Annotated in this window: 22 protein-coding genes and 1 pseudogene; 7 read left to right on the top strand and 16 right to left on the bottom strand. The window is 69.3% G+C overall.

Features of this window, described 5'->3' with window-relative positions; genetic code table 11:
• Window positions 1-42 precede the first annotated feature (42 nt).
• From OG522_RS17320 to OG522_RS17290, 7 genes are all read right to left on the bottom strand, one after another.
• The gene (locus OG522_RS17320; RefSeq protein ID WP_329463878.1) at window positions 43-366 is read right to left on the bottom strand and encodes a SpdD-like protein; all 324 of its coding nucleotides are present in this window, start codon (window positions 364-366) and stop codon (window positions 43-45) included.
• 23 nt (window positions 367-389) lie between these two features.
• Window positions 390-545 carry a hypothetical protein gene (locus tag OG522_RS17315; protein WP_329463877.1) on the bottom strand — a complete coding sequence of 52 codons (156 nt, stop codon included), beginning with the start codon at window positions 543-545 and terminating at the stop codon, window positions 390-392.
• 9 nt (window positions 546-554) lie between these two features.
• Window positions 555-746, bottom strand: a complete 192-nt coding sequence (locus OG522_RS17310; protein WP_329463876.1) for a mobile element transfer protein — start codon at window positions 744-746, stop codon at window positions 555-557.
• Between the two features lie 63 nt (window positions 747-809).
• Window positions 810-1,442 (bottom strand): DUF2637 domain-containing protein, encoded by a 633-nt coding sequence (locus OG522_RS17305; protein WP_329463875.1) that lies wholly within the window; start codon window positions 1,440-1,442, stop codon window positions 810-812.
• A 76-nt stretch (window positions 1,443-1,518) separates the two neighbouring features.
• Entirely contained in the window at window positions 1,519-2,877 is a 1,359-nt protein-coding gene (locus OG522_RS17300) for an FtsK/SpoIIIE domain-containing protein (RefSeq protein WP_329463874.1), read from the bottom strand.
• A gap of 2 nt (window positions 2,878-2,879) precedes the next feature.
• A complete protein-coding gene (locus OG522_RS17295) occupies window positions 2,880-3,236 on the bottom strand; it encodes an SCO3933 family regulatory protein (RefSeq protein WP_329463873.1) in 357 nt (118 codons plus the stop codon).
• Window positions 3,237-3,375: 139 nt separating this feature from the next.
• Window positions 3,376-4,155 carry a GntR family transcriptional regulator gene (locus OG522_RS17290; protein ID WP_329463872.1) on the bottom strand — a complete coding sequence of 260 codons (780 nt, stop codon included), beginning with the start codon at window positions 4,153-4,155 and terminating at the stop codon, window positions 3,376-3,378.
• A gap of 18 nt (window positions 4,156-4,173) precedes the next feature.
• On the opposite strand from OG522_RS17290, the gene OG522_RS17285 reads away from it, so the two are divergent.
• Window positions 4,174-4,641 carry an NUDIX hydrolase gene (locus OG522_RS17285; protein WP_329463871.1) on the top strand — a complete coding sequence of 156 codons (468 nt, stop codon included), beginning with the start codon at window positions 4,174-4,176 and terminating at the stop codon, window positions 4,639-4,641.
• A 384-nt stretch (window positions 4,642-5,025) separates the two neighbouring features.
• Here the strand turns inward: OG522_RS17285 and OG522_RS17280 are convergent, their stop codons facing one another.
• From OG522_RS17280 to OG522_RS17265, 4 genes are all read right to left on the bottom strand, one after another.
• Window positions 5,026-6,189 carry a hypothetical protein gene (locus OG522_RS17280; protein ID WP_329463870.1) on the bottom strand — a complete coding sequence of 388 codons (1,164 nt, stop codon included), beginning with the start codon at window positions 6,187-6,189 and terminating at the stop codon, window positions 5,026-5,028.
• Between the two features lie 225 nt (window positions 6,190-6,414).
• Window positions 6,415-6,708, bottom strand: a complete 294-nt coding sequence (locus OG522_RS17275; RefSeq protein ID WP_329463869.1) for a hypothetical protein — start codon at window positions 6,706-6,708, stop codon at window positions 6,415-6,417.
• Between the two features lie 59 nt (window positions 6,709-6,767).
• Window positions 6,768-7,514, bottom strand: coding sequence for a GntR family transcriptional regulator (locus OG522_RS17270; protein ID WP_329463868.1), 747 nt, complete (start codon window positions 7,512-7,514; stop codon window positions 6,768-6,770).
• A 736-nt stretch (window positions 7,515-8,250) separates the two neighbouring features.
• On the bottom strand, window positions 8,251-8,529 hold the full coding sequence (locus OG522_RS17265; protein ID WP_329463867.1) for a hypothetical protein: 279 nt from the start codon (window positions 8,527-8,529) through the stop codon (window positions 8,251-8,253).
• 78 nt (window positions 8,530-8,607) lie between these two features.
• On the opposite strand from OG522_RS17265, the gene OG522_RS17260 reads away from it, so the two are divergent.
• Together OG522_RS17260 and OG522_RS17255 are read left to right on the top strand one after the other, a co-directional pair.
• Entirely contained in the window at window positions 8,608-9,366 is a 759-nt protein-coding gene (locus OG522_RS17260) for a GntR family transcriptional regulator (RefSeq protein WP_329463866.1), read from the top strand.
• A gap of 658 nt (window positions 9,367-10,024) precedes the next feature.
• Entirely contained in the window at window positions 10,025-12,160 is a 2,136-nt protein-coding gene (locus tag OG522_RS17255) for a restriction endonuclease (protein WP_329463865.1), read from the top strand.
• Between the two features lie 69 nt (window positions 12,161-12,229).
• Here the strand turns inward: OG522_RS17255 and OG522_RS17250 are convergent, their stop codons facing one another.
• Window positions 12,230-13,621 carry an NAD(P)/FAD-dependent oxidoreductase gene (locus OG522_RS17250; RefSeq protein ID WP_329463864.1) on the bottom strand — a complete coding sequence of 464 codons (1,392 nt, stop codon included), beginning with the start codon at window positions 13,619-13,621 and terminating at the stop codon, window positions 12,230-12,232.
• A gap of 194 nt (window positions 13,622-13,815) precedes the next feature.
• Here OG522_RS17250 and OG522_RS17245 point away from each other — a divergent pair, with 194 nt between their 5' ends.
• Window positions 13,816-14,541, top strand: coding sequence for a DsbA family protein (locus OG522_RS17245; RefSeq protein ID WP_329463863.1), 726 nt, complete (start codon window positions 13,816-13,818; stop codon window positions 14,539-14,541).
• Here the strand turns inward: OG522_RS17245 and OG522_RS17240 are convergent.
• The gene (locus OG522_RS17240) at window positions 14,538-15,344 is read right to left on the bottom strand and encodes a rhomboid-like protein (protein WP_329463862.1); all 807 of its coding nucleotides are present in this window, start codon (window positions 15,342-15,344) and stop codon (window positions 14,538-14,540) included. The two genes, OG522_RS17245 and OG522_RS17240, sit on opposite strands and share 4 nt — an antisense overlap.
• Before the next feature lie 229 nt (window positions 15,345-15,573).
• Here OG522_RS17240 and OG522_RS17235 point away from each other — a divergent pair, with 229 nt between their 5' ends.
• Window positions 15,574-16,050, top strand: coding sequence for a GNAT family N-acetyltransferase (locus OG522_RS17235; protein WP_329463861.1), 477 nt, complete (start codon window positions 15,574-15,576; stop codon window positions 16,048-16,050).
• A gap of 180 nt (window positions 16,051-16,230) precedes the next feature.
• On the opposite strand, the pseudogene OG522_RS17230 reads toward OG522_RS17235, so the two are convergent.
• Window positions 16,231-16,542, bottom strand: a pseudogene (locus tag OG522_RS17230) (FAD-dependent oxidoreductase); the annotation flags it as partial.
• A 133-nt stretch (window positions 16,543-16,675) separates the two neighbouring features.
• Between OG522_RS17230 and OG522_RS17225 the strand changes: the two are divergent.
• A complete protein-coding gene (locus OG522_RS17225) occupies window positions 16,676-17,359 on the top strand; it encodes a pentapeptide repeat-containing protein (RefSeq protein ID WP_329463860.1) in 684 nt (227 codons plus the stop codon).
• 48 nt (window positions 17,360-17,407) lie between these two features.
• On the opposite strand, the gene OG522_RS17220 is transcribed toward OG522_RS17225, so the two are convergent.
• Together OG522_RS17220 and OG522_RS17215 are read right to left on the bottom strand one after the other, a co-directional pair.
• Window positions 17,408-17,857, bottom strand: a complete 450-nt coding sequence (locus OG522_RS17220) for a protein-tyrosine phosphatase family protein (protein ID WP_329463859.1) — start codon at window positions 17,855-17,857, stop codon at window positions 17,408-17,410.
• A gap of 1 nt (window position 17,858) precedes the next feature.
• Entirely contained in the window at window positions 17,859-18,359 is a 501-nt protein-coding gene (locus OG522_RS17215; protein ID WP_329463858.1) for a hypothetical protein, read from the bottom strand.
• A 723-nt stretch (window positions 18,360-19,082) separates the two neighbouring features.
• Here OG522_RS17215 and OG522_RS17210 point away from each other — a divergent pair.
• Entirely contained in the window at window positions 19,083-20,471 is a 1,389-nt protein-coding gene (locus OG522_RS17210; RefSeq protein WP_329463857.1) for a M1 family metallopeptidase, read from the top strand.
• The last annotated feature ends 11 nt before the right edge of the window (window positions 20,472-20,482 follow it).

The raw sequence follows: 20,482 nt of genomic DNA, 5'->3' as shown, positions 1-20,482 counted from the left end.
GGCGGCGGATGCTTGGCGGTATCGAGGCCGCCCGGGGGCCGGTCAGCGGTGCTTCGTGCCCGTGCTCATCAGGGAACGGACGACCAGGGCGCAGATGGCGAGCGATGTCCCGGTGAGGGCGACTGCGAGCAGCATCGAGACCAGGACAGCGCCGAGCACCAGGACCACGGCCGTCCCTCCGCCGATGAGGGCGATGACGGCGCCGGGGGTGATCTGGATGGCGGGCCGGGAGGGTGCGGGACTCGGTACGACGGCCTGCACGGCTTGCACGGGGTGCTGGGCGGTGACGACCGGTTCGACGGTGACGGTCGGCGGAATGGCGAGGCCGGTCGGCTGCGGCATGGTCGGGACCTTGGGACGGAACATGATGAATCCCCTTTCGCGGCTGACTACTTGATCGCGATGTCGATGACGGGGGACAACAGGCTGTCGGCAAGGAGGTAGCCGCCGACGAGGAGCACGGCCACGAGCCACCAGGGCGGGCGGACGAGCTTGATGCCGAGGTAGCCGACGACGACCAGGGCGAGCCAGAGCGGGACGTCCACGGTGGGCTCCTATCGGGTGGCGCAGCGGTGGGTGCGGGCGGCGAGCTGGGCCGCGCTGCGGCTGGAGTAGTCGGCGGACCAGCCGCAGCGGTCGTTGGTGCACACGGCCGCGTGCTTGGTCCGGCCGCGGTGGTCGCGATAGGTGCCGATCTGCACGGGGCCGATCCGCATCACGGAGTGGAAGTGGTCACGAGCGGGCATGTCGGTCAGTCCTTTCGGGCGGGGGTCGGGTGTTGGCCAAACGAGCCCGTATCGCCGCTGGCCTCAGTCGAGTTGGGCGACGATGGCGTTGGCGAGCTGGGCCGGTACTCCGAGGCGGGCGCGCAGAGTGTCGGCGTCGATCGCGGATCCCGTACGCGCCTGGTGGTCGTCGGCGAGCTTGCGGGCGTGGTCGACGAGGGCGGCCGGAACGGAGGCGGTGGCCGGAGCGGGCTCTTCCCGTCCGGGAGCCTCGATGAGCCTTCGAGCGGAGGCGGCATCCGAGGGAGCGGACTCGTGCGTCGGCAACGGCTCCGTCGGTTCGTCGCTGGTCGGGTCTGGCGAGGTGTGGGCGAGCAGGGTGCCGCCGAGGTAGGCGAGCGCTGGCCACCCGGCGATGCCGAACCGCAGCCAGGAAGAAGGGTGTTGAAGGTCGAAGAAGCCCGCTGTGGCCACGTTGGCTCCGAGCGACGCGGACAGCGCGATCAGGAACCAGGACCAGGCAAGCCGCGACGGACCTTCAGTGCGAAGCCGTCGCCAGGACGCGACCAGGAGCAGGTCGACGCTGACGGGATAGGCCCAGGCCTTCCAGCCGTCCTGCCCGGAGGCGGCAGCGAGGTCATGAAGGTGTGCGAAGGACAGCGCCCCGGCGATCCCGGCTTGTACGAGAACGGCGTCCACGCGGATCGAGCGGTTCATGAGGCTCCACCAATTCGGCATGGAGGGGGTAGGGACGTGGCGCGAGGTGGCCGCGCCGACCGTGGTGCGGGGTGTGTCAGGCCGTGGCGGGGGAGGCGTTGAACGGCGCGAGGGCCTTGGCCGGTGCCGCGACGACGGGCCGGAAGGCGGCGAGGGCCGGTAGGTCCGGCGTGCGGTCGGCGTAGGTGTTACAGAGGTTCACGGCGTCGCGCAGCGAGGTGTGCGGGGCGCGGATGCGGGCCCAGCCGCCGGTCGAGTCGCCGGCGACGGCGAGGCCCGGAGTATCGGGCGAGATCTGGATGGCAGCGAGAACGGCGTCCGGGGAGATGTCTCCGAAGGCCATGTTGGCGCTGGTCTCGTCGTTGACGCGGTGGGCGGTGCGGCCGGTGAGCTGGGCGCGGAGCATCGTGATGCCCTTGCCCAGTTCGGAGCCGAAGCGCTGACCGCAGATCTCCAGGTAAATGCCTGCGGCGCGGCCGAGTTGGGCGAGCCGGACCAGATCGGTGACGATGCGATCGCGGCGCTTCTCCTCGTCCTTGTTCGCGAAGAGCGCGAGTTCGGCGACCTCGTCGACCAGGACGACGACCGGGACGGGGCGAAGGTCGACGGGCAGGTCCCAGATGTCGGCGGCGATCTCCGCGTCCGGTACGGCGACGCTGATGCGCTGCTGGGCACGGATGAGCCGGTAGACGTCCGCCATGTGCGAGACGAGCGCGTCGAGGAGGTCGAGCGCGGTCTCCTGGGCGTCCGCGAGGGCGGAGAAGCGGCGGGCCAGGGGGAAGAGTTCGACGCCCTGCTTGCAGTCGATCCCGACCAGGGCGACGTCGAGTGGGGCGAGCCCGCAGACGAGGCTGCGCAGGTACACGGACTTACCGGACTCGGTGGCTCCCAGCGTGAGCCCGTGAGGCACGGCACGGAAGTCGCGGTAGTGCACGGCCCCGTCCTCGCGCAGGGCCACGGGGATGCACATCGGAGCAGCGTCACCGGCCTTCTCGGCGGGCATCCGAACCCGCCTGAGCACGTCGTAGCCGGTCATGCGCAACTCCACAACTCCTGAACGCAGTTCGCGAGAGCTGACGCCGTACATCCCGAACGAATGGCGCAGCCGGTCCGTGGCGGCGGAGAAGTCGAAGGCGTCCTGACCGGGGCGGAGCTTGAGCCGCAGGACCAGGCCCGTGCGCGTCGGCCGTAACCGCAGGACGCGGGGCGAGCGGGACTCGGGTACGGATCGGCCTGCCATCCGGGCGAGGGCGAGCTGCCAGCGCGCGGGTGGCACGGTGAGCCCGCAGGCCTCCATGACCGAGGCGTACCGGATCAGAAGCCGTAATGAGGCGAGCGCGGCGCCGAAGCAGACCCAGTACCAGGCGGGGCGCCGCCACCGCAGGACCACTGCGGAGGCGACGACCAGCGTCAACACGACCGTGAAGGTGGTCATGGTCAGGCTGCCTTGGGCTGCGTAGAGCCGACGCCGAGGGAAGTGAGGGCGACCGCGCGGTAAGCGATGCCGTGCCGCTTCTGGCCGTTGAACTCGTTCTCCCACGGCCGCGCGATGAGCCCCGTCAGCGCGACCGGGGTCCCCATGGCCAAGTCGTCGGAGAGACCGGGCTTGGGGATGGTGACGGACAGGATCTCGACTTCGTCGTTGGCCGCGAACATCACGTCCACGGTCATCAGCGCGGCTCCGGTGTCGGCGTCCACGGCGAGCTCGCCGGTACGGCGGTCCTTGACCTTGGGCTGCGGCGCCTTGGCGACCATCACGGTCGCGGCGGAAGTGTCTACAGGGATCTGACGCACAGCTGATCACTCCTCTATAGATGCTGAACTCCGTCACTCATGTACATGAGTGACATGAAGAAGAGTGCATGACTCCTGTACATGAGTCAACCCGCCGGGACGAGGAAGTCCCGGCGGGTTGTGGGCAGTTGAGCGTGAGTCAGTCGGCGGCGGGGATCCGATAGCTGAAGACGAACTGGTCAGCGGCCATGAGGGTGTCGCAAACCTCGACGACGCGGCCCGCGGTCGTCACGGCTTCGCGGACGAGGTGCACCACCGGAGCCCCGGGGCTCAGCGCCAGCTCGGACGTCTCGGCCTTGGACGCAGGGCGGGCTTGGAGCGTCTCGACGAACTCCGCGAACTCGTGCCCGTGGTCTTCGAGTCGGGCGTAGATGCCGCCCCCGCCGGGGTTCTCGGCGAAGAGCTCGGGGATGTCCTTCACGACGTCCCACGGGAGGTACGAGGTCGCCGTTTCGACGGGCGTTCCGTTGCGGAAGTACAGCCGCCGACGGGCGAGCACCTGAGTGCCGGCCTCGACGTCCAGGCGCTCGGCGATGTCCTCGGGGGCTTCCATGGGGCCGATGTAGAGCACGCTCACCTTGGCGGTCGCTCCGGACTGGGCGGACTCGGCCAGGTACGCGGCCTTGCCGCCCTGCCGATGCGAGCGCCGAAAACGGTCGGAGGAGCGGTGCCGCACGGGCGGCCGGTCCTTCACGATGGAGCCCTTGCCGTGCCGGGTCTCCACGAGCCCACTGGCCCGGACCTCGACCATGGCCTTACGAATGGTCCCGCCCGAGACGCCGTAGCGATCCACGAGTTCGGACTCGCTCGGCACCATTTCGCCGGGCTTGAGGACACCGGCTCGGATCTGCTGAACGATCTCGTCGGCGATCTGCACGTACCGAGGTACGGCTCTCCCACCTCCTACTACTGTTCCCATAGTCCTTCTCTTCCTCCTATGCTCCTGTACATGAGTAACAGCGCCCGGGAAGGCCAGTCAACGCCACTCCACTCCGTGTCCGTCGCCGGGGTAGTGGTTCGCGACGACGGTCGGCTCCTGGCCATCCGGCGCGCTGACAACGGCACTTGGGAACTCCCCGGCGGCGTACTCGAACTCGATGAGTCCCCGGAGGAAGGTGTTCGTCGCGAAGTCCGAGAAGAGACGGGCATCCACGTAGAGGTCGACGAGCTGACCGGGGTCTACAAGAACACGACCCGGGGCATCGTGGCCCTGGTGTTCCGCTGCAAGCCCGCGGGCGGCGTGGAGCGCACGTCGAGCGAATCAACGGCCGTCGACTGGCTCACGCCGGAAGAGGTCGCGGAGTGGATGTCCGAGGTCTACGCGATCCGTCTCCTGGACGCGCTGGACGGGGCGGGCCCGCACGTCCGCAGCCACGACGGTAAGCGCCTGACGCCCGCGCGATAGAACTTTCCCTACTTCATCAAGTGCCCGCGCACGGCGCGGGCGCGCGCCGCCTCTGCGGCGCGGCCTGCCTCCTGTCTCCGCCCCGGCTGGCCGCGCCCGGCGGCGCGCTTGCGGCTGCGGGCATGAAGTGGGAGACACCCTCCGTGGCTGGGGCGGCCGGCTCCACGGCTTTAGGCAGCCACTTTGGCGCGAGCCTCGAAGATCATGGCCCCAACGTCGTGCTTTACCGGGCAGGTCCACAACCTGCCCGACGCGCCGGAAGCTTACGGGGCCATGATCACTCGCGCCAAAGCAGCTCCCGCCCAAAGCCGCTCCGCCGACCTTGGTGCTATGGATGCGCTGGCGAACCGCAGTCTGTGCATGGTTCAATTTGAAACGAATAAGCTAGAAGCGACGCTTTCGGCGAATTTTCCGTACCTCTTTCGTGAAAGCGAGAACGGCGGCGTCATCTACAGTTACGGTTAGTTCGAGACTGAGCTTTACTCGCGGGTTCGGGAGCTTCAGAAGATCGGGCAACTTGGAAATCTCCAGGAAAACGCGATCTATGAAGTCTCTTACGTCCTGAGCCGGGCGTTCCGCCATTTGTGCGGCTAGCTTCGCGGCATTCTTGGTCGATTCAGGGTAGACCTCTCCGCGAATTTCACTAGCCCAGTCCAAAATTTCTTCATAACCGGCAACAACCCTTCCGGCGAGATGAAGAATAGAATCGGAATTTCCTCGGACCCCTGGCGGGCCGAATGCCTCTTCTTGAATTCTGGCGGAAAATACCATCACCATGCGCTCGACTACTCCCTCGACGTCCGAAAACGCGTCGACCAATCTCTGAATGCTGGACGACTCATCGTGGTACATGCCGTTCCGTCGACCATATCCGGTTTGGAAATCGCGCCACTTAGGCTCCAGGCGCTCTTTTCCCAGCTTCAGGGCGCTTGCAAATAGCAGGTACTCCCATGCAGGTGGAGCCTGCGAAATGAGCGCACGCTGCTCTTCGGCGTCCCGAGGCACCCAATCGACCAGAATCTGTACATCATCTGGGGGGCGCGACAGGGACTCGATGATTTGGGATATTTCATCAAGTTTTTTCAGGATGTCGTTTCCCATTAGGTTCGGAAATAGCTCTCGAACGCTCGTAACTCTTTGTAGAACTTCAGCAAAGTAGCCCGGCCCGCACCAACTCACGTCGATTCCGGCGCGCGTGCCGAATGCATGCACCTCTGCGGCGATTCCTTCTGGTATCGGGTAATTACACAAGAACGTCCACCGGGTAATGTCCCAGTCGCCTTGGTCGCGCAGAGTGATAGCCTTCTTTAGGTCGCCCATCATTTTGCTGCGAATCTCACCGTCAAGGCCTTTGTTCTGGATGCGCTTGAAGCAGTGCGCAGCAAACATGCGTTTTTCGGATTTGAGATATCCGTCGTTCCCGCGGTCGGCTCGATCATCGTCGATGGGGAGAAAGTCGGTGCCGTACTCTGCCTGCAATACTGCATTGCAAAGCCGAGTGAAGTCTTGTGGTGCCGTAATTAGTTCAATCTGCGCCTGAAGGTTCATGGGAGTCAGGCTACCTTCGCAACCGCTGACGGATCACTAAATTAGAAAAATAGTCGAGCGTTCCTCCTGGGTGTGCGCCCTCCTGCCATGGCTCAGTGGCAGTAGATTCCTCAGCCCAGGAAGAAGATCGTGGTTCTGACGCCTTGGTCCGGGCTAATAGCTCCGGAGGGAAGCCTCCTCTAGAGAGGCCCAGGTCGCGTCGTCCGGGCCTCTCTCTTTGTCATGCTACGGACGGCCGTGGGCGTCAGCTCCTGGCGGGCTTTGAGGAAGGTCGCTGTGTTTCCAGGGTGCAGGGACCAGGGTTGCCAAGCGAAGGCCGCGGAGTGCTGCTACCCGGAGGGTGTCTCCTAAGGCTTCGGCAAGGATCTTCGACAGGTGTCGGATCTCCGACCTTTTAATCTTGTCGTCGGCCAGCATCTCCAGAGCGTGCTTCATCAACTCCCGCGCGAGGTCGAGTTGTGCCGCTTCCATCTCGTCCGCCATGCGAGACACGCGGCTGGCAGGGTCGTCGGTGCTCAAGTAGCACGGCTTGCCGTCCGGGCTCGACCAGGGCAGGAGGCGGAGCTCATCGTGCGGGGTCATCGTTGCGTCAGCCTCTCTGCCGTAATGCGATGGGTGGTGAAAAGGGCGTTGGCGCGGTCGCCGGGGAGGACGAGGTGGGCTGCTTCTGCCACGCGGCCCGTGATGTCGGTTGAGACCCGGGTGATTGCCAGGATGGCCAGTGCCGTGCTGATGCGCAGGGTGGCGGCTTCGCTCCGGGTCGGAAGGCGGGCGTTGACTGTCTCCTGAGTGTCGGCGAGTGCTGGGCGCGCCTCCGCCAGGGTCGCCTCGACCGACCCCCAACAGGACAGCTCTGCTCGCGGGTTGACCGGTGCCAGGTCGCGCGGGACGTAGAAGCGGATCAGGCTGTGTGGCGAATCACCCTCGTAGCCGACGCAGCGCAGTTCGGTCAGCGGGCTGTGGAGCGGCACCTTCAGCAGCGAGGCCACGTCACTTCGCGCCCAGATCTTGGTGGTGCGGACCGTGACGCGGAGGGTCACCCTTGCGGCATCCCGGTCGATGGCCATGTGGCCGCCGCCGACGTATGTGACCTGATGAAGACGGCGGCGCACGAAGTTGCCTTTGCCGTGGATCTTCTCGATGAGCCCTTCGCCCTGGAGGACCGCCAAGGCGTTTCGCAGGGTCGGCGTGCTGACCCTGTAGTGCGCGGCGAGCTGAGCCTCCGAGGGGAGGCGTTCGTCGACCTGGAGTCGTCCCGTGATGATCCGGGCGCGTAGGTCGTCGGCGATCGCGTACGGGAGGGGCGGGGCGGGCCGGGTCACCACCTTGACGGCCCCCTCGATGTGATCAATCGAGTGCGGACGTACATCGTCAACTGTTCGCCTGACTCGAAGAGGGGCCGTTTGGCTCCACCTGGGAGTTGGCCGAGGTACGTCACACGGCACGGGCGGGCACCGGTCAGGATGACGTCGCCGCATCGCACGTTGGTCGAGGTGATTTCGACAGGGGCCGTCAGGGAACGGCCGGAGGTCCAGTTCTTCAAGGGGACACCCCGGCAGTCGTATCCCGGTCGGACACCGTGTGGCACGAGCATGTGCAGGCCTCGTAGATCACGGGGACGCCGCTCGGCGCTGGTGTCGGCACAGAATGCGCGCACTCGCGGTGCTGGCCGACCCGGCACGAACTCGAACGGTACGGGGCTTCGAAAGTTCTCTGCGCTGCAAGAGACTGAAGGCGGCGGTATGGCATCAAAGGGCCTCTGCCGAGCAGTAAGGCGTCTCGACCAGAGCGCGAAGGGCGAGCATCGTGGCGCGCTGCCGTGCTCGTTGCTCGGATGCCAGCAGGTACGGGCGGATTAGGGCCGTCTCCTCCCCGATCAGCACCTCAGTGTGCTTCTGCGGGTGCCTAGGAATCTTCGCCACCCCGCGATCGCTACCAGCCGGGTGATTGGCCGTGGTGCAAACGGCAGTTGGGGGACGCTGGCGATGCCGGCGCCTTTCTGAGAGCCGTTCGCCGAACTGCGATGCTGCGCGGCGGATGCGGTTGGACACGATGGTGCTCCTATCGCTGTTGGCCAGGTCCCGGGGCGTTGTCCGTCGCGGGGGCTGGCTTGCGTACGGCGGCCCATAACGTGCGGCCGCCCAGGCTGGTGGCCAGGAGGCCGAAGCGGTCGGCCTGGGCGACCACGTCCAGGGCCTCCTGCCAGGTCTCGGCGGGGAGGCAGTCGGGTACCTCCGCCTCGATCGCGGTCTGCCGTGCGTGCTCCTCCACGCGTGTGGCGAGTCCGAGGGCGGACAGCCGGGCAGCGATGGCCCCCGCGCTCACTTCTGAAGCAGGCACAGGGCAGCCTCCGTCACCGCTGATCACTTTCAGTGAAGCTAGTTAACTAGATTAGAGCTAGTGGACTAGATTTTCCACATGCCTGAGCAGCCGCCTTATCTCCGCATCGCTGATGTCCTCCGGCGGCGCATCGCGGATCGCGAGTGGACGCCGGGCGATCGGCTGCCCTCCCGCGCTCAGATCGCCCAGGAGTGCGGCGTCGGCGAGAACGTGATCCGCCGGGCGCAGGAACTGCTCATCTCGCAAGGGGTGTTGGAGGGGCGGGCCGGGTCCGGAACGTACGTCGCCGAGCCGCGGGAGCGCGTGCGCGTGGTTCGCTCCGCGGCTCGCGAGCAGCCCGACGGCTCCCCGTTCCGCTCGGACATGCGTGCCCTGGGGCGGCAAGGTGGCTGGGAGAGCCGGACCGATGCGAAGGTTCCGGCGCCGGGTGAGATCGCGTCGCGGCTGGGCATCGCGGTAGGCGATCTCTGTGTCCGCACCGTGTACGAGTTCCTGGCCGACGGCCGGCCCGTGCAGCTCTCCACGAGTTGGGAGCCCTACGACCTCACCGCGGGGACGATCGTCGTCCTTCCCGAGGGAGGGCCCCATGCCGGAGAGGGCGTCGTGAACCGTATGGCCGAGATCGGGATCACGGTCGGCCATGCCGTGGAGCAGCCGGAGCCGCGACACGCGACCGCCGAAGAGGCGTCACTGCTCGGCATTCAGAAGGGCGCGCTCGTCACACACATTCGGCGGACGTACTACAGCGATCAGGGGCGCCCCGTGGAGACGGCCGACATCGTCGTGCCGGTTGCTCTGTGCGAGATCGTCTATGAGGTGCCGATCAACCGGCAGTAGCGGCGCACTTGGTGACAAGCGGTCCCCTGCGAGCCGTCATCGCTTGGATCGTGGGACAGATGGGTTGGCGATGGGCCATCAGTGCAGGTGAGCGCCAGTAGATCTCAGGAGGTTGGACCCAACGCAGGGTGCTTGGAGACTGAGAAGAACTCCTCGGTTAAGGTGCGGCGCATGATCGACGAGACCCCACCCTGCCCCGAGTGCGGTCAACTCACCCAATCAGGCGGCCTTGTGCTCTCCCGACGGGAGGACGACGGTCAGCGGATCTGCCGGGCCCTCTGGAAGTGCCCGAGTCGGCACGTCTGGTGGGGTTGGACCGATCGGCCGCACGAGCCGTTGGAAGCTTGCCCCATGCCGGGGCTGTTTCGCTGACATCCAACGCTGACATCAACGGCCTCGATCAGCGCCGTACCTTGGCAGCCTCAAGCCGCACCCGTCCGTCAGGTTGGCCGTCGGCGCGGGTAGCCTGATCGAACTTGTAAAGCGGGGGTCGTCGGTTCGAACCCGACAGGGGGCTCTGTCGTAGCGAAGTGCAACAAACCGTCCCGGGCCTGCCAGGTCCGGGACACTTGTTTTTCCGGGGTGTGGGGCTCTCCGGGGATGCGGGGCTCTTCCGGGGTGCGGGGAGCCGGGGTGTGGGGAGAGAGGCAGTCAACGCATGAGCCGTCGTTCCAGCGGTCTGGTCGGGGTCTGGGCCGAGGCGCAGCGTCAGCAGCAGCGCCAGCGGGAGGCGCAGCAGCGGGCGGTGGCGCAGCAGCAGCGGCAGCAGCGGGCGTACGAGCGTGATCTCGCGCGGGCGCAGCGGGAGCAGCAGGCGGCGTACCGGCAGGGGCGGGACGCGGACGCGCGGCTGCGGACCCAGGAGCTGGAAGACCAAGTGGCCGCGCTCGCCGGGCTGTTGGCGGCCGGTTGCGAGGCGGCACCGTTCAGGATCGCGGCGCTGATGCGGCCGGAGCGCATCGCGCCGTTCGAGCCGGGCCGGCTCGCCCAGCCGGTGGCCATGCCGGATCCGGCGCACTACCAGGCGCCGGGCGGCTGGACGGCCGGGCGGCGGGCGCAGGCCCAGCAGGAGGCGCAGGCCCGGTACCAGCACGACTGGCAGGCGGCGCAGCTCGCCGAGGCGCGCCGCCAGGAGCAACTCGCGGCGTACCGGGCGGAGTACGACGCCTGGGCCGACGGACAGCTCGCCGAGGTGCGCGGACACAACGCGGGCATCGCCGAGCTCGCCGACGCGCTGAAGGCCGGCGATCCCGGCGCGGTGGTCGACTACTTCTCGGCCGCCCTGTACTCCTCGGGCGCCTGGCCCGAGGGCTTCCCCCGCCAGGTGGCGGCCTCCTTCGACCGGGGCGCGCGCCAACTGGTCCTGGACTGGGAGCTGCCCGGGTACGAGATCGTCCCGGAGTCCAAGTCCGTACGCTACGTGGCGAGTTCGGACCAGGAGAAGGAGTCGGCCCGCCCGGTCACCCAGCGCCGCGCGCTGTACCGGGACGCGCTCGCGCAGTGCATGCTGCTCGTCCTTCGCGATCTGTTCGCGGCCGATGAGGCCGGGGTCCTGGAATCGGTGGCCCTGAACGGGTTCGTCGACGACGTGGACCCCGCCACCGGGCGCCGGGCGGAGATCTTCCTCGCCACGGTGAGCGTGTCGCGCGCCACGTTCGCGCGGCTCAACCTCGGGCAGGTCAGCGCGGTCGACTGCCTGGTGGAGGCGCTGCGCGGGCAGCTGTCCACGCGGCCGGACCAGCGCGCCGCGGTACGTCCCGGGCGCCGGCCTGCCGATGTGGGTACGGGAGTGGTGTCGCACGGCGGTGGTGAGGAGCCCGACCTGTTCACGATGGACCCCATCGAGTTCGAGGGCCTGGTCGCCGAGCTGTTCCGGGCCCGCGGGATGCAGGCGCTGACCACGCAGCGCTCCAATGACGGCGGGGTGGACGTCGAAGCCCTCGATCCGGACCCGATCAGCGGCGGCCGGATCATCGTCCAGGTCAAGCGTTACCGCAACACGGTTCCGCCGACCGCGGTGCGCGATCTGTACGGAACGGTCCAGGGTGCCGGCGCCAACAAGGGTGTATTGGTGACGACTTCGGGCTTCGGGCCCGGCTCGTACGGCTTCGCCGAGGGCAAGCCGCTCACGCTGGTCTCCGGTGAGGAGCTGGTGGGACTGCTGCACCAGCACGGCCTGCGCGGCCGCCTCGGCGACGGGTCCGCGCCTGCGCCCGTCTCTGCGTCTACCTCTACGGCTGCGGCTGCTTCTGCCTCTGCGTCTGCGCCCGGGTCTGTGCACGCCGTCCCTGAGCAGCGGGGGGCGGTCGAGGACTTCAACCTGCTCGGCATGACGTGGGCCGGCGCGGTCGCCCTCGATGTGTGCGCGTTGGTGTGCCGGGGCGCGCGGGTGCTGGCCGAGGAGCACTTCGTGTTCTTCAACAACCCCGAGAATCCGGGGGGTTCGGTACGGATGGTGCCGGGCACGGGGGGCGACCGGGCGGCGGTGCGGGTGGTCTTCGACGCGCTGCCCGAACGGGCCGACCGGCTGGTCCTGGTCGCCGCCGTCGACCCCGAGCTGAACCCGGACCAGGACCTGTCCGGCTTCACGGACGCGGCGATCTGCCTGCGCGACCCCGCGAGCCGCGAACTGGACCGTCTCCCCGTCTCGGACGGCCGCCCCGGCGAAACGGCCCTGGTACTGGGCTCGTTCCGCCGCAGACCGGGTGGCGACTGGGACTTCGTGGCAGGCGGCAAGGGCTACCGGGGCGGGCTGGGGGAGCTGGTGGGGGAGTACGGGATCGTGGTGGCCTGAGCGGCTGGCCCTCCCCGGCGAGCCCCGGGGAGGGTGGAAGCCGTGCCCGCACCCCGCCCCGCCAGGGGCTCAGCGGCGTCCGGCGATCCGGTCGGCGATCGTGGCGATCCGGTCCGTGTCCGCCCGCCGTCCCGCCAGCTCGCGGCGATCGGCCGCCCGGTACGCCGCGTACATCCCCTGCACCCCCAGCCAGCGCAGCGGCTCCGGCTCCCACATGCGGACCTTGTGGTTGACCCACGGCAGGGTGGTCAGTTCGGTGGGCCCCGCCTGCCCGGAGTCCTGCTGGACCAGGTCGCGCAGGGTGCGAGCGGCGAGGTTGGCCGTGGCGACGCCCGAGCCGACGTAGCCGCCCGCCCAGCCCAGCCCCGTCGTACGGTCCAGGGTGACGCTGGCGCACCAGTCGCGCGGCACGCCGAGCACCCCCGACCAGGCGTGGCTGATGCGGGCCCCGGCCAGCTGCGGGAAGAAGCGCACCAGGATGTCGCGCAGTGCCTCGATGGTGGCGGGCTGGGTACGCCCGTCGTTGTCCGTCTTCGAACCGAAGCGGTACGGGACGCCCCGGCCGCCCAGCGCGATGCGGTCGTCGGCGGTGCGCTGCGCGTACATGTAGGCGTGCGCCATGTCGCCCAGCGTCTCGCGGCCCGCCCAGCCGATCGCCTCCCACACCTCGGGCCCGAGCGGCTCCGTGGCGATCATGGAGGAGTTCATGGGCAGCCAGGCCCGCCGCTGTCCCTTCAGCGATGCGGTGAAGCCTTCCGTGCAGCGCAGGATGTAGGGCGCGCGAACCGTTCCGTACGGGGTGACGGCGTGCCGCGGCCGGATCTCGGTGACCGGGGTCGACTCGTACACGGTGACGCCGAGGGCCTCGACCGTGGCGGCCAGGCCCTTGACGAGCTTCACCGGGTGGATGCGCGCGCCGTGCGGGGTCCAGGTCGAGCCGACCGCCCCGCTGACCCGGACGCGTTCGGTGGTCTCCCGCGCGCCCAGCAGGACGCGGTCCTTCTCACCGAAGGCCAACTCGGCGGCATGGAAGTCCTTGAGCCGCCCCAACTGGGCCGGTGTGTAAGCCACTTCGAGCACCCCGCCGCGGTGGATGTCGGCGTCGATCGACTCCTCGGCGGCGACGCGTACGACTTCGTCGACCGTCGCGTTCATCTCCTGCTGGAGGCGGACCGCGCTGTCCTGCCCGTGCAGCTTCGCGTACCGGGCACGGCCCGCGATGCCGTTGTAGAGCCAGCCGCCGTTGCGCCCCGAGGCGCCGTAGCCGCAGAACCGGGACTCCAGGACGGTGATGTTGAGGAAGGGCGCCGCCTTCTTCAGGTAGTACGCCGTCCACAGGCCGGTGTAGCCGCCGCCGACGATCACCACGTCGGCGCTGGTGTCACCGGCCAGCGGTTCGCGGGGTGCGGGTATGCCGTCGGTGGCGTACCAGAAGGAGATTCCGCCGTTGATCGCGCTCATGGGGGTTGTTCGTACACCCGGGGCACGGGGGCTGTCCAGCCATGGAATCCGCAGGTGGGCAGGGTCGCTGCGGAATCCGCGGGACCAATGGCGGCGTGCGGGGGGACCTTTGGCGGCCAGGGCGGCAGGGGCGGGTGTTTAGTGTCGAAGGTCAGGTAATTTTGCGGTATTTCGCACCGAAGGGTTGGTTTTTCATGGGCGTACGCGCTATCCGTCGTGCCGCGGTTGTGGTGGTGGCGGCCGTGGGGCTCGGCCTCTCGGCGGCCGCCTGCTCCTCCGGTTCGGGCTCCGGTGCGTCCTCGCAGGCCGAACTCACCGTGAAGACCGCGCCGGAGGCCGCCACGCTGGCGAAGCTGCCGGCGAAGGTGGCGGGTGCGGAAATCGTCGTCGGCGATCCGGCCGCGCCCCACACCGTGACCGTGTACGAGGATCCGCGCTGCCCGTTCTGCAAGCACTACGAGGGCGGCGGTGCGACCGCGGTGACCAGGCTCGCGGCCGAGGGCAAGGTCAAGGTCCGCTACACGATCGCCTCGTTCCTCGACGCCAACTTCGGTGGCAGCGGCTCGAAGCGGGCCGTCAACGCGATGCGGGCGGCCGTCGAGGCGGGCAAGTTCCCCGAGTTCCACGCGGCGGTGTTCGCCAGCCAGCCGGAGAAGGAGACCGATGACGCCCTCACCGCCGACAATCTGCTGAAGATCGCCGACAAGGTGCCGGGGCTGCGCGGCGCCGCCTTCGACAAGGCGGTGCGCGAGGACACGTACAAGGCCTGGGTGAAGTCGGCGGAGGGCGCGTTCGAGGACTCGGGCGTCAACGGCAGCCCCGTGGTGCTGATCGACGGGAAGAAACCGGCCGGGGCCGGCCGGGCGATCTTCGACACGCAGGCGTTCGGGAAGGCGCTGGCAGCGGCGGGCGTTTCTTAGCGAGCCGCTCGGCGGGGTCTGCTGAGCCGGCGGGCGGCGGCGCGCAGGGTGTCGGCCGGGTTCCAGGGCGCGCCGCCCTGCCCGCGGGTCAGCGGGTAGCACGCGAGACCGATGAGTACGGACGCGAAGTGCCCGAGGTCGGTGAACGTGCGGCCGCTGAGGAGCGGGGCGCCGTAGACGACGAGAACGCCGAGCAGATAGAGGTAGCGGTAGGGCGGGGCGATCCGGTACGTGAGGACCGCGATGACGCCCGCGAGGGCGTAACTGACGCCCACATCAAGGGTGTTGACCGCGGAAGGGGGCGCGTAGCCGTGCCGGATGGCCCACAGCAGGGCGCCCTCGCTGATGAACGTGGCGGCCACGTGCGTACCGAACGCGATGATCAGCCAGCGCAGGGTGCCGAGCCAGCGTTCGGCCTGCGCGTGGAAGATGGTGTAGAGCACGGCGTACGGGAGCCAGCCACCGCCGTCGATCCAGAAGGCACTCGCGATCAGGACGCGGCCCGGGTTGGTCGACAACTCGTGAATGTTGGTGGACCGCTGCCGCAGGAAGTCCGTCTCGAATTCGGGCGACATGTGGTGCATGGCGACGGTCGTGACGAACAGCGCGGCGAGCCAGAGGTAGGTGCCGGGGGCGCTGCGGATGTAGCGGAGGGCGTGGTGGAGCGCGTGGCGGAGGGTGCGGTGTAGCGCGCCGGCACGCGGTGTGCGGCGGGGCGGTGGGGGATCGGCAGATGTGTCGGGAGCCTGCGTGTCGGGGGCCCGTGCGCCGCGGTGCCGTCGGCCGGGGGGAAAACGCCTCATGCGCTGATTCACGCATGAGGGCGGGGCGGGACGGGGGATCGACATCCGGGCGTCGGCCGGGTGTGACTTTCCCAGGAGGACGGAGGGCCCGCATGTCTGTACCGCGCCCGCGACTGCCCACCCCCACCCCGCACCCGCGGCGGCCCCGTCCTGCGCCCGGCCCCCCGTGCCCTGTCCGTACGGCGAAACGGATAGGCGGCACGGATGCCGCGCCGCCTACTCTTCGGCCATGATTCGCAATGCCACAGCCGCCGATGTCCCCGTGATCCACCAGATGGTGCGCGAGCTCGCCGAGTACGAGAAGGCACTGGACGAGGCGCGCGCCACCGAGGAGCAGCTCCGCGAGGCGCTGTTCGGCGAGCACCCGGCGGCGTTCGCGCACATCGCGGAGGACGAGTCGGGCGAGCCGGTGGGCTTCGCCCTCTGGTTCCTGAACTTCTCGACCTGGCGCGGGGTGCACGGCATCTACCTGGAGGACCTGTACGTACGCCCCGAGGCCCGGGGAGGCGGCCACGGCAAGGCCCTCCTCACCGAGCTGGCCCGCATCTGTGTGGCGCGCGGCTATGAGCGCCTGGAGTGGTCGGTCCTCGACTGGAACCTGTCTGCCGTCGAGTTCTATCGGTCCCTCGGAGCAGTGTCGATGTCGGAGTGGACCGTGAACCGGCTCACGGATGACGCGCTGCGCAAGCTGGGCGGGGCGCAGTAGCACCCGCTGGCCATCAGCGCCCCGGCTCCAGTGTGTAGCGCGGGCCCTGCGCTTGATCTCCTGGACCATGGTTCGCCGTCCCCTCGAAGTCAGGGGGGTGTGGAGTGGGTCCAGTGGGCCTTGGCGGAGCTGGGACCGGTCAGGCGTGACGCGCGTCCAGGCGTGCCAGTTCAGGTTCTTCAGGGCCATCGACGCCGCCGCCATCGCGCTGTTGAAGGCCACCTCCGACAGGACGCCCGGGGCCGCGACCTGGTCACCCGCCAGGTACACGCCGTGGCCCCGGTCGATCGCGGGGCGGTCGCGCCAGGTCGTGCCGGGCGGGTCGACCGCGCCCGTGCGGCCCGCCGCGAGGGCCTCGCGGCGCCATGTGGTGCGTTCGCGCCACCCCGGGAACCCCGTGTCGAGGAGCAGCTCCGCGCGGGCGATCCCGGCGGCCTTCGACTCGTACGGGGCGACGGGGAGATGGCCCTGGAACAGTCGCTCGCCGGGCGGGGGCGACGCGTTCGGAGATGGGACGGTGCGGGTTCCGCGAATGTGACACGTCCGCGTCGCGAATTTACGGAGCGGGGCCTTCCCCCGCTTGCGAGCAGGGGTGATTGTCAGTGCCATGGTCCAGCATGGGGACATGGCAGCGGCACGGAGTGCGAAGAATTCGGCGGCGACGGCGGGAGCCCGCAGGACGGAGGTGAGGTTGCCACCACTGGCGCCGTTCGGCGCGGGTGAACTGGAGCCGGAGGGCGACTATGACGGGCTGGAGTTCAGGAACCTCGATCTGGGCGGGCAGCAGGCGCACGGTGCCCGTTTCCTCGACTGCGGTGTCTACGGATGCGCGCTGGACGAGACCCGGCTGAGTGGCGCCCGCTTCATCGACTCGGTCCTGTCGGGGATTCGCGGGGTGGGTACGGATCTGTCCCGGGCCGGTCTGCGTGACGTGGAGGTGCGGGACGTCCGGATGGGCGGGGTGCAGCTGCACGGGTCGGTGCTTGAGCGCGTGCTGATCAAGGGCGGGAAGATCGACTACCTGAATCTGCGCGAGGCCGAGCTGCGTGACGTGGTCTTCGAGGGCTGCGTCCTGACCGAACCGGACTTCGGCGGGGCGAAGCTGGAGCGGGTCGAGTTCCACGGCTGCGAGCTGCGCGGGGCGGACTTCACGGGGGTCCGCATGAAGGACGTCGATCTGCGCGGGGCGACACTGCTCGACATCGCGCGCGGGGTCGAGCGGCTGGCGGGCGCGGTCATCACACCCTCCCAACTCCTCGATCTGGCACCGGCGTTGGCCGCGCAGATCGGGGTGCGGGTGGAGGCGTAGAGGCCCTCGTCGCGGGGCTGTGGTCCGGTCGGGACCTGGGCCACGTGGCTACGGGTGGAAGCGGCGCTGTACGTACCACCGCTGCCAGGGAGTTTCCACCGCCCGGTGGTGGTAGTGGGCGCGGACGTACGCCACCGCCTCCTGCGGCGGGACACCGTCCAGTACGGCGATGCAGGCCAGCGCCGTGCCGGTGCGGCCGAGGCCGCCCGCGCAGGTGAGTTCCACGCGCTCGGAGGCGGCCCGCTGCCAGGCCTCCGTGAGGATCTGCCGCGCCTGGGCGTCGCTGCTCGGCAGCCGGAAGTCGGGCCAGCGCAGCCAGTGGACCTCAAGGGCGCCGTCGGGCGGTTCGACGGGCCGTTTGCCGAGCAGGCGGACGGCGAAGTCGGGCAGCGGGCCGGCGGGCATCGGGTGGCGCAGGCCGCGGCCCCGTACGAGCCGTCCCGAGGGCAGCCGTAGCACGCCGGGCGCCGCGGGGTCCCAGAGCGGGCCGGCGGTCACGTCAGTCCATCCGGGGGAACCGGGATTGGAGGTCCCAGACGATCGGGTTGTCGCCGAGGCTCTCGTGCATGTCGGTCAGATCGGCGATCAAGTCGTGCAGGAAGTCCCTTGTCTCGCGGCGGAGTTCGGCGTGCGAGAAGGTGAGGGGCGGTTCGTCGGCGGGCATCCAGTCGGCCTCCACGTCGACCCATCCGAAGCGGCGCTCGAAGAGCATCCGGTCCGACGACTCGGTGAAGTCGATCTCGGCGTACTGGGGCTGCGAGGCGCGCGAGCCGCGGGGGTCCCGGTCGAGCCGCTCGACGGTGTCGCACAGTGCCCACGCGAAGTCGAGCACGGGCACCCATCCCCAGGCTGTGGACACCTCGCGGTCCGCCTTGGTGTCGGCGAGGTAGACGTCTCCGCAGAACAGGTCGTGGCGCAGGGTGTAGACGTCCGCGCGGCTGTAGTCGGTCTGCGAGGGGTCGGGGAAACGGCGGGATAGGGAGTAGCCGATGTCGAGCACGCCTCGATGGTGTCATGGCTGGGGTGGGCACCCCTTCCGCAGCCCCCTCGCAGGGGCTCCGCCCCTGACCCCCGGGGGGTCCGCGCTGGGCTCCGCTTCTGACCCCCGGGGGGGGGTCCATCCTGGGCTCCGCTTCTGACCCCCGGGGGGGCCATCCTGGGCTCCGCTTCTGACCCGGGGGGTCCGCCCTGGGCTCCGCTTCTGAACCCGTGTGAGCCCGCGCTGGGCTCCGGCCCTGACCCTGGGGTGCCCCCGGGCCTCCGCCCCTGACCCGACCCCGGCTGGGTTGTGCTGGGGTTTGGCCGCGGGTGGTTGGTGGCTGGTCGCGCAGTTCCTCGCGCCCCTTTTCGGGCCCGCGCCCTTCCCGGCCCGCGCCCCTTCCCGGGCCCACGCCTGTCCCGGGCCCGCGGCCCTTCCCAGGGTCGGGGTGTTTCTGGCGGGCCGCGCCCTGGGGCGGGGGACGGCCCGGTCGTGGGTGTCGGCGGGGTCGGTGGTCCGCGTCGCGATCCGGGACAGGAGCTCGGCCGGGCGGGTCTCGCCGCGCTGAAGGAGTGGCGGGGCCTCGCGGGGCCTCGCGGTGCTGTGAGGAGTGGCGGCGCCTCGCGGAGCTTCGCGGCGCTGAAGGAGTGACCGCGCCTCGCGGGGGCTCGTGGCGCCCGTAGGATCACAGATGTGGACAAACGACCGGAGAGGCGGGGGGCGGCAGTGAAGGGGCGGTACACGGTGGCCCCGGCCCGTTTGGCCGCCGCGCTGATCACCGTCCTCGCCGTCACGGCCTGTTCGGGCGGCGTCGACGGCACCCCTGGTTCCTCGGGCACCCGCGACCCGCTCTTCCCCCGGCTCGGCAACGACGGTTACGACGTCCAGCACTACAGCCTGGACCTCGACTACGACCCCGCCTCCGGGCACCTCAAGGGCGGGGCCACGATCGTGGCGCGGGCGGTCAAGAACCTCAGCGCGTTCGATCTCGACTTCGCCGGGATGGACGTGCAGGAGGCCACCGTCGACAGCCGGCCCGCGGCCGTCAACCGGGCCGGGGACGAACTCACCCTACGCCCGCACCACGAGCTCACCGAGGGCCAGACCTTCACCGCGTACGTCCGCTACTCGGGCAGCCCGAAGACCATCACCGATCCCGACGGCTCCCTGGAGGGCTGGCTGAAATCGCCCGACGGCGGTGTGCTCGCGCTCGGTGAGCCGACCGGCTCGATGGCCTGGTTCCCCTCCAACAACCATCCACGCGACAAGGCCACGTACGACATCAAGGTCACCGTGCCGGACGGTCTTCAGGTCGTGTCCAACGGCGAGTTGACGGGCAAGGTCTCCAACGGCGGCCGTACAAGCTTCAGTTGGCGGACCACCCAGCCCATGGCCACATATCTGGCCACCGTCGCCATCGGACCGTACGAGATCGACGACAAGGGGATGACCAAGTCCAGGATCCCCATCTACACCGCCGTCAACCCCCGGGTGAAGAAGCAGACCGCGGCCGTCGTGGCCCAGCTGCCGGACATGCTGGCGTGGGAGGAGCAGAACTTCGGGCCGTACCCGTTCTCCTCGACCGGCGTCATCGTCGCACCCGAGAAGAGCTCCGGGTACGCCCTGGAGACGCAGAACCGGCCGGTGCTGCCGCTCGACCACTTCGACGCCAGCACCCTGGTGCACGAGCTGGCCCACCAGTGGTTCGGCGATTCCGTCACGCCCGCCACCTGGCGCGACATGTGGCTGAACGAGGGCTTCGCGCAGTACACGGAGTGGCTGTGGAGCGAGGACCATGGCGGCCCGTCGGCGCAGCGGCTCTTCGACCAGGAGTACGCGAAGGACGGCGGCGACGAGATCTGGGCGTTCCCGCCCGCCCAGCCGCCGACCGCCGCCGAGGTGTCGGCGCGGCCGGTGTACGTGCGCGGCGCCATGGTCGTCCACAAGCTGCGCCAGGCCGTGGGGGAGCAGAAGTTCCACGCCCTGCTGCGGGACTGGGTGCGCGTCCACCGGTACGGCAACGCCTCGACCGCGGACTTCACCCGCTTCGCCGACGAGGAGGCGGGCAGGAGCCTCGCCGCATCCGTGTGGGACACCTGGCTCTACGGGGACGGCAAGCCCGACTCCCCGTAGAACCAGGTGAG

The organism is Streptomyces sp. NBC_01431, assembly GCF_036231355.1.
GTDB lineage: Bacteria > Actinomycetota > Actinomycetes > Streptomycetales > Streptomycetaceae > Streptomyces.
Note: the sequence above shows the minus strand (reverse complement) of the source record. Positions and strands in the feature narration are given on the sequence as shown.